The organism is Kitasatospora sp. NPDC002543 (genome assembly GCF_053594915.1).
Window position 1 is genome coordinate 1 of sequence record NZ_JBSFWR010000068.1, and the last position, 13,129, is coordinate 13,129.

Annotated in this window: 10 protein-coding genes and 2 rRNA genes; 7 read left to right on the forward strand and 5 right to left on the reverse strand. The window is 73.7% G+C overall.

Annotated elements, in window-relative coordinates; translation table 11 throughout:
- The 4 genes from ACWD4P_RS25375 to ACWD4P_RS25390 all read left to right on the forward strand — a co-directional run.
- Nucleotides 1–642 (forward strand): 23S ribosomal RNA (locus ACWD4P_RS25375); the annotation flags it as partial.
- 80 nt (nt 643–722) lie between these two features.
- Nucleotides 723–839, forward strand: a 5S ribosomal RNA gene (rrf, locus tag ACWD4P_RS25380).
- A gap of 224 nt (nt 840–1,063) precedes the next feature.
- A complete protein-coding gene (locus tag ACWD4P_RS25385) occupies nt 1,064–1,471 on the forward strand; it encodes a YciI family protein (RefSeq protein WP_359831146.1) in 408 nt (135 codons plus the stop codon).
- Nucleotides 1,472–1,479: 8 nt separating this feature from the next.
- Complete coding sequence (locus ACWD4P_RS25390) at nt 1,480–2,637, forward strand: RNA polymerase sigma factor (protein ID WP_449781171.1); 1,158 nt, start codon at nt 1,480–1,482, stop codon at nt 2,635–2,637.
- A gap of 24 nt (nt 2,638–2,661) precedes the next feature.
- Here the strand turns inward: ACWD4P_RS25390 and ACWD4P_RS25395 are convergent, their stop codons facing one another.
- Genes ACWD4P_RS25395 through ACWD4P_RS25415 form a run of 5 tightly spaced genes read right to left on the reverse strand, consistent with a single transcriptional unit; the run spans nt 2,662 to nt 8,155 of the window.
- Nucleotides 2,662–3,996, reverse strand: coding sequence for a DUF58 domain-containing protein (locus ACWD4P_RS25395; RefSeq protein WP_449781152.1), 1,335 nt, complete (start codon nt 3,994–3,996; stop codon nt 2,662–2,664).
- 31 nt (nt 3,997–4,027) lie between these two features.
- The gene (locus tag ACWD4P_RS25400) at nt 4,028–5,038 is read right to left on the reverse strand and encodes an AAA family ATPase (protein WP_449781153.1); all 1,011 of its coding nucleotides are present in this window, start codon (nt 5,036–5,038) and stop codon (nt 4,028–4,030) included.
- Nucleotides 5,035–6,258 (reverse strand): DUF4350 domain-containing protein, encoded by a 1,224-nt coding sequence (locus tag ACWD4P_RS25405; RefSeq protein ID WP_449781154.1) that lies wholly within the window; start codon nt 6,256–6,258, stop codon nt 5,035–5,037. Before ACWD4P_RS25405 ends, ACWD4P_RS25400 begins: the two co-directional genes overlap by 4 nt.
- Nucleotides 6,255–6,962: a DUF4129 domain-containing protein gene (locus ACWD4P_RS25410; RefSeq protein ID WP_449781155.1), complete on the reverse strand. Its 708-nt coding sequence runs from the start codon at nt 6,960–6,962 to the stop codon at nt 6,255–6,257. The genes ACWD4P_RS25405 and ACWD4P_RS25410 overlap by 4 nt, the downstream gene beginning before the upstream one ends.
- A gap of 5 nt (nt 6,963–6,967) precedes the next feature.
- Nucleotides 6,968–8,155: a hypothetical protein gene (locus tag ACWD4P_RS25415; RefSeq protein ID WP_449781156.1), complete on the reverse strand. Its 1,188-nt coding sequence runs from the start codon at nt 8,153–8,155 to the stop codon at nt 6,968–6,970.
- A 298-nt stretch (nt 8,156–8,453) separates the two neighbouring features.
- Between ACWD4P_RS25415 and mtrA the strand changes: the two genes are divergently transcribed.
- The 3 genes from mtrA (at nt 8,454) to ACWD4P_RS25430 (ending at nt 13,105) form a co-directional block, all read left to right on the forward strand.
- Nucleotides 8,454–9,131 carry an MtrAB system response regulator MtrA gene (mtrA, locus tag ACWD4P_RS25420; protein WP_030247322.1) on the forward strand — a complete coding sequence of 226 codons (678 nt, stop codon included), beginning with the start codon at nt 8,454–8,456 and terminating at the stop codon, nt 9,129–9,131.
- A gap of 121 nt (nt 9,132–9,252) precedes the next feature.
- Complete coding sequence (mtrB, locus tag ACWD4P_RS25425; protein ID WP_359829940.1) at nt 9,253–11,238, forward strand: MtrAB system histidine kinase MtrB; 1,986 nt, start codon at nt 9,253–9,255, stop codon at nt 11,236–11,238.
- Entirely contained in the window at nt 11,213–13,105 is a 1,893-nt protein-coding gene (locus tag ACWD4P_RS25430) for an LpqB family beta-propeller domain-containing protein (protein ID WP_449781157.1), read from the forward strand. Before mtrB ends, ACWD4P_RS25430 begins: the two co-directional genes overlap by 26 nt.
- The last annotated feature ends 24 nt before the right edge of the window (nt 13,106–13,129 follow it).

Here is a 13,129-nt window from a genome sequence, read left to right on the forward strand (position 1 = left end):
GCCTCCTAAAGGGTAACGGAGGCGCCCAAAGGTTCCCTCAGCCTGGTTGGCAATCAGGTGTTGAGTGTAAGTGCACAAGGGAGCTTGACTGTGAGACTGACGGGTCGAGCAGGTACGAAAGTAGGGACTAGTGATCCGGCGGTGGCTTGTGGAAGCGCCGTCGCTCAACGGATAAAAGGTACCCCGGGGATAACAGGCTGATCTTCCCCAAGAGTCCATATCGACGGGATGGTTTGGCACCTCGATGTCGGCTCGTCGCATCCTGGGGCTGGAGTAGGTCCCAAGGGTTGGGCTGTTCGCCCATTAAAGCGGTACGCGAGCTGGGTTTAGAACGTCGTGAGACAGTTCGGTCCCTATCCGCTGTGCGCGTAGGAGTGTTGAGAAGGGCTGTCCCTAGTACGAGAGGACCGGGACGGACGAACCTCTGGTGTGCCAGTTGTCCTGCCAAGGGCATGGCTGGTTGGCTACGTTCGGGAGGGATAACCGCTGAAAGCATCTAAGCGGGAAGCCTGCTTCGAGATGAGCACTCCCACCTCCTTGAGAGGGTAAGGCTCCCAGTAGACGACTGGGTTGATAGGCCGGATATGGAAGCCCTGTGAGGGGTGGAGTTGACCGGTACTAATAGGCCGAGGGCTTGTCCTCAGTTGCTCGCGTCCACTGTGTTGTTCTGAAACAACGACCCGCCCCATTGTCGGGGTGTGCGGTGCACAGTTTCATAGTGTTTCGGTGGTCATAGCGTGAGGGAAACGCCCGGTTACATTCCGAACCCGGAAGCTAAGCCTTACAGCGCCGATGGTACTGCAGGGGGGACCCTGTGGGAGAGTAGGACGCCGCCGAACAATTCTTCTGAAGAACCCCCATCCGGGTCCCGGATGGGGGTTCTTCGCGTTTCCGGACCGGACCGGGCCAGACCGTCCGGGCCCGGGAGCAGGACGGGACGGCGCGCGGCACTCGTTCGGAAAGATCTTGGCGAGCCGTGTCGAGAACCCGTGGCCGGCTCCGTCCCAGGGGTGCACGCGGCCACAATGGGTCGCACCAGCTCCGAGGATCCGAGGAGAAGACGATGGCCAAGTACCTGCTGCTGAAGCACTACCGGGGTGCCCCGGACGCGGTCAACTGCGTGCCGATGGACCAGTGGACGCCGGAGGAGGTCACGGCACACATCAAGTACATGCAGGACTTCGCGGGCCGGCTGGAGGCGACGGGCGAGTTCGTCGACGGCCAGGCGCTCGCGCCCGAGGGCACGTGGGTCCGGTACGACGGTGAGGGGCGGCCGCCGGTCACCGACGGCCCGTTCGCCGAGACCAAGGACCTGATCGCCGGCTGGATGGTGATCGACGTCGACAGCTACGAGCGTGCCGTCGAGCTGGCGGGGGAGCTGTCGGCCGCTCCGGGGGCCGGGGGCAAGCCGATCCACGAGTGGCTGGAGCTGCGTCCGTTCCTGGGCACGCCGCCGACGATCACGGAGTGACCTCTCCGATGGACGAGGTACTGGTGAGGCGCCTCACGCCGGGCGTCATCGGGGTCCTGGTCCGCCGCGGAGCCGACTTCGCGGCGGCCGAGGACGCCGTGCAGGAGGCGCTGGTCGAGGCGGTCCGGGCCTGGACCGTTGAGCAGCCGCGCGATCCCAAGGGGTGGCTGGTCACGGTGGCCTGGCGCAAGTTCCTCGACGCGGCACGGTCGGACGCGGCCCGTCGCCGCCGGGAGGATCTGGTCGACCAGGAGCCGGAGGCGGGGCCGGCGACCGCGGTGGACGACACGCTCCAGCTCTACTTCCTGTGCGCCCACCCGTCGTTGACGCCCTCGTCGGCGGTCGCGCTGACCCTGCGGGCGGTGGGCGGGCTGACCACCCGGCAGATCGCCCAGGCCTACCTGGTGCCCGAGGCGACCATGGCCCAGCGCATCAGCCGGGCCAAGCGCACCGTCTCGGCCGTAGGGTTCGACCAGCCGGGGGACGTCGCCACCGTGCTCCGGGTCCTCTACCTGGTCTTCAACGAGGGCTACTCCGGTGAGCTCGACCTCGCGGCCGAGGCGATCCGGCTGACCCGGCAGCTCGCGGCGGTGATCGACCACCCCGAGGTGGCCGGGCTGCTGGCCCTGATGCTGCTGCACCACGCCCGCCGGGCCGGGCGGACGACGCCGGGCGGTGCGCTGGTGCCGCTGGCCGAGCAGGACCGCGGCCGGTGGGACACCGGGCTGATCGCCGAGGGGGTCGGGATCCTCCAACGGGCCCTGGCCCGGGACCGGTTGGGCGAGTTCCAGGCCCAGGCGGCCGTCGCGGCGCTGCACGCCGACGCGCCCACGGCGGAGGAGACGGACTGGGTGCAGATCGTCGAGTGGTACGACGAGCTGGTCCGGCTGACCGGGAGCCCGGTGGTGCGGCTCAACCGGGCGGTGGCGCTCGGTGAGGCCGACGGTCCGCGGGCGGGGCTGGCGGCGCTCGCGGAGCTGGACGGCGGGCTGCCCAGGTACGCGGCGGTGGCGGCGCACCTCCACGAGCGCGCCGGGGAGCCGGAGACGGCGGCCCGGCTGTACGCGGAGGCGGCTCGGAAGGCGACCAACCTCGCCGAGCGCGACCATCTGACCCGTCAGGCGGCCAGGCTCAACACCGCCCTGAGGGGCCGTCGGACCGACTGACCCGCGACGGCGGGGAGGGAGGGCTCAGAGCCGGCCGGCGGCCTTCAGCGCCAGGTAGGTGTCGGCCAGGGCCGGGGCGATCCGGGCGGGCGGGGCGTCCAGGACGGTGACGCCGTGGCGGGTGAGGCGTTCGGCGGTGGCCCGGCGGTCGGCCCGGGTCTGCTCGGCGGCCGCCGCGCCGTAGACGGCCTCCAAGGTGCCCCGCCCGGCGGCGAGTTCGTCCAGGCGGGGGTCGGCGACCGAGGCGAGGGCGACCTCGTGGCGCTTGGTGAGCATCGGCAGCAGCGGGCGCAGGCCGTCCTCGGCGGGGGCCGCGTCGAGGCCGGTGAGCAGCACGATCAGCGAGCGCTGGGGGGCCATCTTGAGGGCCGTGGCGACCAGCGAGCGCATGTCGGTCTCGTGCAGCGCGGGTTCCAGCGCGGCCATCGCGTTGGTGAAGGCGGGCAGCACCTCGTGGGCCGAAGCGCCGGCCACCGCGACGCGCTTGCGGGAGTCGTGGGCGAGCAGGTCGACCCGGTCGCCGGCCCGGGTGGCGAGGGCGGTGAGCAGCAGTGCGGCGTCGAGCGCGGCGTCCAGTCGGGGGGCGTCGCCGACCCGGCCGGCCGAGGTGCGGCCGGTGTCGAGGACGACGAGGATGTGCCGGTCGCGTTCGGGGCGCCAGGTGCGGACGGCGAGGCCGCCCGACCCGGCGGCGGTGTTCGCCGCGCGGCGGGCGCTGGCGCGCCAGTCGATGGAGCGGACGTCGTCGCCGGGCAGGTACTCGCGCAGGGAGTCGAACTCGGTGCCCTGGCCGCGGGTCAGCACCGAGGTGCGGCCGTCGAGTTCGCGCAGCCGGGCGAGTCGGGAGGGCAGGTGCTTGCGGCTGGCGAACGGGGGCAGGGCGCGGACCGTCCAGGGGACGTGGTGGGAGCCCTGGCGGCCGGCCAGTCCGAGCGGGCCGAGCGAGCGGACCGTCACCCGCTGGGCGTGGTGGTCGCCGCGGCGGGTGGGGGTGAGCACGGTGGTGATCCGGCGGCGTTCGCCGGCGGGGAGGGACAGGGTGTGCCGGGAGGCGGCTTCGGCGGTGCCGGGGCGCCAGGCGGACGGTGCCCAGGCGTCGCGGACCGGGCCCCGGAGCGGCCGGCCGGACGGGTTGGTGACGGTCAGTTCGACGGTGGCGGGCTCGCCGAGCCGGACGGTGGTGTCGCCGCCCCGCCCGAAGCGCAGGCCGCGGACCGGGGCGGCGAGCACGAGGTCGACCGCGACGGCGATCAGCACCGCACCGGTGACCAGGCCGATCCCGGTCCAGGACGGCAGCAGCAGGCCCACGACGAGCGCGCCGAGTGCGGCGAGCAGGGCGGTTCGCCCGGTGAGGGCCATGCGGTGCGCTCCTTCGGGGGTGCGGTGCGGTTCAGCGGGGTGCGGGTGTCTGGCTGAGGACGGCCTGGATGACGGAGTCGGCGGTGACGCCCTCCATCTCGGCCTCGGCGCGCAGCGCGACCCGGTGCCGCAGGGTGGGCAGGGCGAGCGCCTTGACGTCGTCCGGGGTGACGTAGTCGCGGCCGGCGAGCCAGGCCCAGGCCCGGGAGGCGGCGAGCAGGGCGGTGGCGCCGCGCGGGGAGACGCCGATGGAGAGCGACGGGGACTGCCGGGTGGCCCGGCAGAGGTCGACGATGTAGGCGAGGACCTCGGGGGAGACGGTCAGCTTCGCGATCTGCTCGCGGGCGGCGGCCAGGTGCTCGGGTCCGGCGACCGGGCGGACGCCGGCCGCGGTGAGGTCGCGCGGGTCGAAGCCGGCGGCGTGCCGGGAGAGCACCTGGAACTCCTGGTCGCGGTCGGGCAGCGGCAGGATCAGCTTGAGCAGGAAGCGGTCCAGCTGGGCCTCGGGCAGCGGGTAGGTGCCCTCGTACTCGACCGGGTTCTGGGTGGCGGCGACCAGGAACGGGACGGGCAGCGCGCGCGGTTCGCCGTCCACCGTGACCTGGTGCTCCTCCATGGCCTCCAGCAGGGCGGCCTGGGTCTTCGGCGGGGTGCGGTTGATCTCGTCGGCGAGCAGCAGGTTGGTGAAGACCGGCCCGGGCTGGAAGGAGAACGCGGCGGTGCGGGCGTCGTAGACGAGCGAGCCGGTGACGTCGCCGGGCATCAGGTCGGGGGTGAACTGGATGCGCTTGGTCTCCAGGCTGAGCGCGGTGGACAGGGTGCGCACCAGCAGGGTCTTGGCGACGCCGGGGACGCCTTCCAGCAGCACGTGGCCGCCGCAGAGCAGCGCCACGACCAGGCCGGTGACGGCGGCGTCCTGGCCGACCACGGCCTTGCCGATCTCGGCGCGCAGGGCGGCCAGCGCGGCGCGCGGGTCGGTGGCGGGGGTAGCGGGTGCCGTGCCGGGGACGGGGCGGAGCTGGGCGGTTGCCTGGTCGGTCACGGGTTCCGTACCTGCCTTTCGAGGGCGTCGAGGTCGTCGGCGAGCCGCAGCAGCGCGGCGTCGTCGGTCGGGGGCGGGCCGTACAGCAGGGCCCGGACGTCCCCGGCGGGCCGTCCGGGGAGGCGGTCGGCCACGGCGGCGCAGAGTGCGTCGGGGTCGGGCGCGCCGGCCCGGAGCGGGACGCCCAGGGCGGGGGCGAGCCGGTGGGCGGTGGCGCAGCGCAGCGCCTCGGCGGCCCGGCCGCGGGCCTTGGCCCGCCGGTACAGGCGGGCGCGGCCCTCGGTGGTCTCGGCGGCGCGGACCACCACGGGCAGGTTCTCGCTGATCACCGGGCCGAGCCGGCGACCGCGCCAGAGGGCGGCGAGCACGGCGGCGACGGCGAGTTGGTAGGAGGCCCAGTGCAGGCCGCTCGGCAGGTAGTCGCCGATGGTCTTGGTGCGGGCGCCCTCGGGGAGCGGGACCGAGTAGTCGGGCAGGTGCCAGGTGAGGCGGGGCTGGGAGCCGAGCAGGCCGAGCGCGAGGGAGGCGTTGCCGTCCTCGGCGAGTTCCTCGTTGCTCAGGAACGCGCCGCTGCCGAGCACGATGACGTCGCGGCCGCCGTCGCCGACCGGGAGGCTGACCAGCGGGTAGCCGTGGCCGCGCGGGTAGCAGCCCTGGCCGCGGCTGCCGGCGGTGTAGAGCATGCCGCCCTGCCGGGCGCTGCCGGCCCCGGCGGCCTCGGTGAGCGGGCACTCGGCGGGGGTGGAGCGGACGGAGGCGTACGGTGGCCCGCCCGTGTCGTCGGAGAGCCGGATGCCGGGGGCGAGCGCGGTGAGCGCGGCCGGTCCGGGGACGACCAAGACCAGCCGGTGGTGCCGGGCGGCGGCGACGGCGCGCAGTTCGGCGGGGCTGAGCAGGTCGGGGTCGGGCAGGACGAGGGTGTCCGGGCCGGCCGGGGCGGCGGTCGGGTCGGCGGTGAACTCGGTTTTGAGTCCCTGTCGTTCGAGCAGGGCGACGACGGCGTGGGCGCCGTCGCGGTCGTAGGAGCGCGGGTCCAGCGGTGGGTAGCGGCGGTCCTGGCCGAGGGCGGACACGGCGGCGGCGCCGATCAGCAGGGCGGTGAGGACGGCCAGGTACCAGCGGGCCCGGCGCCACAGGCCGCGCGGGGTGGGGGCGAGGCTGGTCGTGGCGACGGCGGCGGGGGCTTCGGCGACGGGCGGTGCCGCCGGGGCGGGGGTCATGCCGCTCCTCCCGGGGTCGGGGCCGGGGCCTGGGCGGGTGCGACGGCGGTGTCGGGCGCCAGGACCGGGCGGGTGCGCTCCAGGGCCCGGTCGAGCTCCCGCAGCAGCCGGTACGCGTCCTGGTCGGCGGTGCGCTCGCCGTACGCGATGTCGTCGAAGGTCCGGGCGGCCGCGGCCAGGGCGGCGGCGTGCTCGGGCAGCGCCAGGCCGGCCTCGGCGGCGGCCTCGTCGGCGGTGCGGCCGGGGCGGGTGTCGAGCAGGGTGCGCTCCTCCAGGCCGCGCACCAGGGCGCGCATCTGCTCGCGGACGGCCTCGTTCCAGCGGCCGGCGGCGGCGTGGCCGGCGGCGTCCGTCCGGTACTGCTCGGCGCTGCGCGGACCGTCGGCGCCGTACACGTCCTGGACGGTGCGGGCGGCGCGGCGGGGCGCGCCGAGGCGCCACCAGAGCGCGGCGCCGATCAGCACCGCGACGATCAGGAAGAGGACCAGTCCGGTGGTGCCGGTGGTGCCGTCGCCGGAGATGCTGTCGAGCGCGCCGGCGACGTGGTCGTAGATCCAGTCCGTGATCCGCTGCAGTACGGACGGGTCGTGCTTGTGGTACTCCGCGTCGAGCAGCTCGTCGCGGGCGGCCTCGCGGGCCGGGTCACGCGGCACCGTGACCGGCGCGCCGCCCACGGCGAGGAGTCTGTCCCCCCAGTCGGACATCCGGTTCAGCGCCTCGCCGGGTTCGGGTCGCCCTGCCCGGCCCAGTCGGTGCCGCCGTGCTCGGGCAGGCCGGCCGCGCGGGCGAGCTCGATGTCCAGGGCCTCGCGGCGGATCCGCTGGTCGATGTAGACCAGCACGCCGATGGCGGCGATGAACGGGGTGGTGAAGGTGCCGGCGATGATTCCGGCGACCGAGAGCAGCAGCACCATGGCGACGCTTTGGTCGGCGGTGTCGGGCAGGCCCTGGGCGCTGAGCTTCTCGAAGCCCAGGGCCATGCCGAGGATCTGGAACGGGACGGCGATGACCACCGCGACGACCAGTGCCAGCACGTGGCCCAGCAGGTTGATGCCGAAGATCCGCCACCACGCGCCCCTGGCCAGACGCCGGGAGCGGGAGAGCGAGGTCAGCACGCCCTGCTTCTCCAGCATCAGGGCGGGGGCGGCGAGGCTGAAGCGGATCCACAGCCAGACGGCGACCGGCACGGTCAGCAGGCCGACCAGGGTGAGCAGTCCGGCGATGGCGACCGAGTCCTGGCCGACGGCGGAGTAACCGAGCAGCGGGGCGAAGCCGAGCAGGATCACCCCGGGGCCGATCAGGACGGTGAGCAGGGTCAGTCCGAGCAGTTGCAGGAGCCGGGGGCGGGCGTCGCGCCAGGCCTCCCCGGCGGTCGCGGACCGGCCGAGGACGGCGCGGCTGACCACGATGGTGAGCAGCGCGGTGGTGAACACGTTGAGCAGCAGTTCCAGCGGCAGGCCCGCCAGCAGCCGCAGGGTGTTGGTGGCCTCGCCGGTCTTGCCCTTGACCAGCAGGTTGACCAGGACGTTGCCGGCCTGGGAGAGCACGGCGATGCCGAGCGAGAGCGCGAGCACGGTGCGCCAGTGCCGGCGGACGGTGGTGACGGCACCGTCCAGCAGCTCGCTGAAGGCCAGCGGGCGCAGCGGGATGACACCCGGCCTGGGGCTCGCCGGGGCGCCCCAGCCGTACGGGCGGTGGCCGCCGGGAGGCTGCTGGCCCCACTTCTGTCCCCACTGCGGGGCGGCCCCGGGGGCGCCGGCCGGGCCGGGGCGGTCGGGGGTGGTCTGCGGTGGTGCCGACGGCCCGGGCACGGCGGCGGGCGCGTCGGCCGGGGGCCGGGCGTCGTCGCGGGGCGGCTCGGACGAGCTGGGCGAGGCCCAGCCCGGGGTGTCGGTCATCACTGCTCCTCGGAGGGCGTCACGGGCGCGACTGCGAACGGATCTTCCGCCCGCGCGCAGCGCCCATCGTGCCATGGGGCCGGAAACCGGCCCCACGGCGATCCGGTTGCTGATCGGCAACGCTCCTCCGGGGTGGGCCGGGTGGTGCGTCCCGGCGGGGTCGGGGAGGGGGCGGAGGGGCTTCCGGCGGGTGCATTCACCCGGTATGGCCGGAATGCACCGGTGGACGAGTTGGCCGTTCTGGAGCAATGGCACTGCTGTGCGGCAGGTCACAATCCGGTAATGAGAAGATGGACGCATGAAGGGACGCGTCCTCGTCGTTGATGACGACTCCGCACTGGCCGAGATGCTCGGCATCGTGCTGCGTGGTGAGGGTTTTGAGCCGTTTTTCGTCGCGGATGGGGACAGGGCGCTAGCCGCGTTCCGGGAGACCAAGCCCGACCTGGTCCTGCTCGACCTGATGCTGCCCGGCCGGGACGGCATCGACGTGTGCCGGCAGATCCGGGCCGAGTCCGGAATCCCGATCGTGATGCTCACCGCGAAGACCGACACGGTCGACGTCGTGGTGGGCCTGGAGTCGGGTGCCGACGACTACGTCACCAAGCCGTTCAAGCCCAAGGAGCTGGTGGCCCGGGTCCGCGCCCGGCTGCGCCGCGCCGAGGAGCCCACGCCCGAGCAGCTGACCATCGGCGACCTGGTGATCGACGTGGCCGGGCACTCGGTGAAGCGGGACGGCCGGGGCATCCCGCTGACCCCGCTGGAGTTCGACCTGCTGGTCGCGTTGGCTCGCAAGCCCTGGCAGGTGTTCACCCGCGAGGTGCTGCTGGAGCAGGTCTGGGGCTACCGCCACGCGGCGGACACCCGTCTGGTCAACGTCCACGTGCAGCGCCTGCGTTCCAAGATCGAGAAGGATCCGGAGCGCCCCGAGATCGTGGTGACCGTCCGCGGCGTCGGCTACAAGGCCGGACCCAGCTGACGTGACGGACCGGGCAGACGACACCCCGTCGGGTTCCGCGACCGACGGGGCCGGGGCCGTGCGCGGCGACGTGCTGAGCTCGACCACCCGCCGCCGGCGCGGCCCTTCCGCCGTGGTCGCGATGGTGAAGCGTCAGTTGCGCCGCCCCGTGCACCGGGTGGCCACGCTGTACCGCCGGTCGATCCAGCTGCGCGTGGTCGCGGTGTCCCTGCTGGCGTCCATCGTGGTCGTGCTGCTGCTGGGCGTGGTCGTGGTGGCGCAGGTGCGCACCGGTCTGCTCGGCACCAAGATGGACGCCGCCCGCGCGCAGGCCCGGATCGGCTTCCAGGTCGAGCAGAAGAAGATCGACGAGGCCCGGGACCAGAAGCTGCGGAACACCGCCGACCCGACCGTCGACGAGATCGGCACCTGGCTGCTGCGGCAGGTCAACGACCTGGCCGGGAGCGGGCAGACCGTTTACTCGGTGATCGCGATGGCCCCCGGCACCGGCGCCGTCGTCCCCGACACCGCCGGCTTCGCGCCGCGCTACTCGGGCGACATCCAGCCGATCAGCATCCCGGAGAGCCTGCGGGCCAAGCTGGCCGCGGAGCCCGGCCAGATGTTCGACCAGCCGACCAGGATCCACCGCTCGCCCGACAGCAGCGTCAAGTCCGAGCCCGGGCTGGCCCTCGGCATGCAGTTCCTCGGCCCGGGCGGGACGCCGTACCAGCTGTTCTACGTGTTCTCCTTCGGCCAGGAGACCGACACCCTCACCCTGGTCACCGGAACCCTGGCGACCGCCGGGGTGTTCGTGGTGATCCTCATGGGCGGCATCGCCTGGGTCGTGGTGCGCCAGGTGGTCACCCCGGTCCGGATGGCCGCCGGGATCTCCGAGCGGCTCGCCGACGGGCACCTGGAAGAACGGATGAAGGTCACCGGGACGGATGACATCGCCCGCCTCGGGGAGTCCTTCAACCGGATGGCCAACGCCCTCCAGGCGCAGATCCGCCAGCTGGAGGAGCTGTCCCGGGTGCAGCGGCGGTTCGTCTCGGACGTCTCGCACGAGCTACGCACCCCGCTGACCACGGTCCGGATGGCCGCCGACCTGATCTACGACAGCCGCGAGGACCTGGACCCGATGGCGGCCCGCTCGGCGGAACTGCTCCAGGGACAGCTGGACCGCTTCGAGTCCCTGCTCGCCGACCTGCTGGAGATCAGCCGCTTCGACGCCGGCGCCGCGATCCTGGACGCCGAGCCGGTCGACCTGCGCGAGATCGTCGGCCGGGTGGTGGAGGCCGCCGAGCCGCTGGCCGAGGCCAAGGGCAGCGCCGTGGTGATCCGCGGCGACGGCGAGCCGGTGCTGGCCGAGGTGGACTCCCGCCGGATCGAGCGCATCCTGCGCAACCTGGTGGTCAACGCCCTGGAGCACGGTGAGGGCCGCGACGTGGTGGTCCGGCTGGGCTCCGCGGACGGTGCGGTCGCGGTCGGCGTGCGCGACTACGGCATCGGCCTCAAGCCGGGCGAGGCGTCCCGGGTGTTCCACCGCTTCTGGCGGGCCGACCCGTCCCGGGTGCGGACCACCGGCGGCACCGGCCTCGGCCTGTCCATCGCGGTCGAGGACGCCCACCTGCACGGCGGCTGGCTCCAGGCCTGGGGCGAGCCCGGCGGCGGCTCGCACTTCCGGCTCACCCTGCCGCGCACCCGCGGCGGCGAGATCAGCCGGGCGCCGTTCCGGCTGGAGCCGGAGGACTCCCGCAACAACCGGGGCCTGGGCGCCCAGGGCACGCCGTACCGGCGGGCGATCAGCCCGGGCGGCTCGACGGCGGCCTCCGCGGTCGAGGACCACACGGAGACGCCGGAGGCCGCGGGCAACGGCCTCGGCAGCGGGCTCGGCGGGGTGCTGAACATCGGCCCAGGGCTGGGCCGGCGGCGGTTGCCCGAGGGGCCGCGCGCGGACCCCTCGGACGTCTGGACGGCCGGCGGGTACGGGGCCACCGGCGCCCAGGTCATGGTGGATCCGACGCCGGGGCGGCCGTCGGTGGCACAGCGGACGGCGGAGCCGGACGTGACGGGTGGGACGACGGACGCGGAGGGGTCGCAGCGTGCGAGGGACGAGCAACAGGACTGAGCCGCGGCTGCTCGCGGCGGTCGGCGCGCTGTTCGGCGCCCTGGTGGCGAGCGGCTGCGCGGCGATGCCGGATTCCGGCGGCATCACCAAGGTGGAGCTGTCCCAGGGCTCGGCCGACAAGAACCTCCAGGCCCGGGTCTACCCGGTGCCGCCCAGCCGGGGGGCCAAGCCGCACGAGCTGCTGACCGGGTTCCTGGACGCGGTGACCGCCGACGAGGGGTACGAGACCGCGCGCAAGTACCTCACCGAGAGCGCCTCCGCGGGCTGGAAGCCGGAGTCCGAGATCCGGGTGCTCTCGTCCACGACCATCGGGGCCGGCCCGGACGTCACCGACGCGGACACCACGGTCTCGGTGCCGGTGAGCGGGCTGCAGGTCGCCACCGTCGACGAGAAGCACTCGTACGGGCTGATCGCCGGGCAGAACAACTGGGTCCAGGACTTCACCTTCGTCCGCAAGGACGGCGAGTGGCGGATCGACAAGCTGCCGCCCGGCGTGATCATGAACGAGACCAACTTCCGGAACAGCTTCCGGCAGGTCGAGCGGTTCTTCTACACCGCGCCCGACCCGTCGGCGACGGCCTCCGCGAACGCCGGCCAGGAGGTGCTGGTCGCCGACCCGGTCTACCTGCGGCGCCGGGTGGACCCGCTGACGGCGGCGGCCCAGGCGGTGGCCGACGGGCCCTCGAAGTGGCTCTCGCCGGTGGTCCGCTCGGCGTTCCCGAGCGGCACCAGGGTCGAGCGGGTGACCATCGACGACGCCAGGGGCGCCCACGTGCAGCTCGTCGCGACCGACGTGAGCGAGCCGATGGCCTGCCGGCGGATGGCGGCCCAGCTCTTCTACACCCTCGCCGACCAGGTCAAGGGGCAGGTGGACCGGCTGGAACTGAAGGGGCAGCGCGGCTCCTGCAACGCCGGCCGCGGCGACGCGCCGGCCATCGGCCCCGGCGCCCTGGCCGGGCAGGCGACCCCCGCGCAGTACTACCAACGTGCCGACGGCGCCCTCGTGGCGGCCGGCGAAGGGCGCTCCGGCGAGCCCGTCCGCGGCATCCTCGGCAAGCCGCAGTCGAACACCAAGCCGCCGATCGGCGTCCTCGCGGTCAGCCGCAGCGGCACCCAGGCCGCCGCGATCAGCGAGGACGGCCACCAGGTCTGGTCGGTGCCGCTGGCGGACGCCGCGGTGGCCATGGGTGAACCGGTGCTCAGCTCCGCCGCCAAGGGCGGCGACAAGGAGGACGGCTTCGCCTCGCCCAGCTGGGACGGCCGCGGCGACCTCTGGGTGGTGGACCACAACAAGCAGGGCCCGCGGGTGGTGATGGTGCGCGGCGCCAAGTCGTACACCGTGCAGGTCGACGGGCTGCTGACCGGGCAGAGCGTGCAGGCGCTGAAGATCTCCTCGGACGGCCTGCGGGTCGCCCTGGTGACCAGGACCCAGGGCTCGGCCGTCCGCTCGCTGATGTTCGGGCGGGTGGAGCACGGCGGCACCCCCCAGGCGCCCACCGTGAAGATCGCCGAGTTGCGCCGGGCGGCTCCCACGCTCACCGATGTCGCCTCGGTGTCCTGGGCGGAGACCGACCAGCTGGTCGTGCTCGGCAAGGAGGCCGACCGGACCCAGCAGCTGTACTTCATCAGCACCGACGGCTCGCAGAGCACGGACACCCAGCTGCAGAGCGCCGAGAGCATGCTGACCGTCGCGGCCTCGGAGTCCCGGGGGGACCGCCTGGCCCAGGCGCCGTCGGTGCTCGCGATGGGCGAGGTCAAGCAGGCGGACGGCAAGCCGAGCGAGATCAAGGCCTTCCGCCTGGTCAACAACCAGTGGCGGGAGACCTCGCTGATCGACAAGCCCCGGTCGTTCTTCTACGCGGGCTGACGCCGACCCGGGCCGACGCCTTCC

Bases quoted from the DNA above. Each gene is read 5' to 3' on its own strand.
- ACWD4P_RS25385 (WP_359831146.1), top strand. From the start codon at position 1,064: ATGGCCAAGTACCTGCTGCTGAAGCACTACCGGGGTGCCCCGGACGCG.
- ACWD4P_RS25390 (WP_449781171.1), top strand. From the start codon at position 1,480: ATGGACGAGGTACTGGTGAGGCGCCTCACGCCGGGCGTCATCGGGGTC.
- ACWD4P_RS25395 (WP_449781152.1), bottom strand. From the start codon at position 3,996: ATGGCCCTCACCGGGCGAACCGCCCTGCTCGCCGCACTCGGCGCGCTC.
- ACWD4P_RS25405 (WP_449781154.1), bottom strand. From the start codon at position 6,258: ATGACCCCCGCCCCGGCGGCACCGCCCGTCGCCGAAGCCCCCGCCGCC.
- ACWD4P_RS25410 (WP_449781155.1), bottom strand. From the start codon at position 6,962: ATGTCCGACTGGGGGGACAGACTCCTCGCCGTGGGCGGCGCGCCGGTC.
- ACWD4P_RS25415 (WP_449781156.1), bottom strand. From the start codon at position 8,155: ATGACCGACACCCCGGGCTGGGCCTCGCCCAGCTCGTCCGAGCCGCCC.
- mtrA (WP_030247322.1), top strand. From the start codon at position 8,454: ATGAAGGGACGCGTCCTCGTCGTTGATGACGACTCCGCACTGGCCGAG.
- mtrB (WP_359829940.1), top strand. From the start codon at position 9,253: ATGGTGAAGCGTCAGTTGCGCCGCCCCGTGCACCGGGTGGCCACGCTG.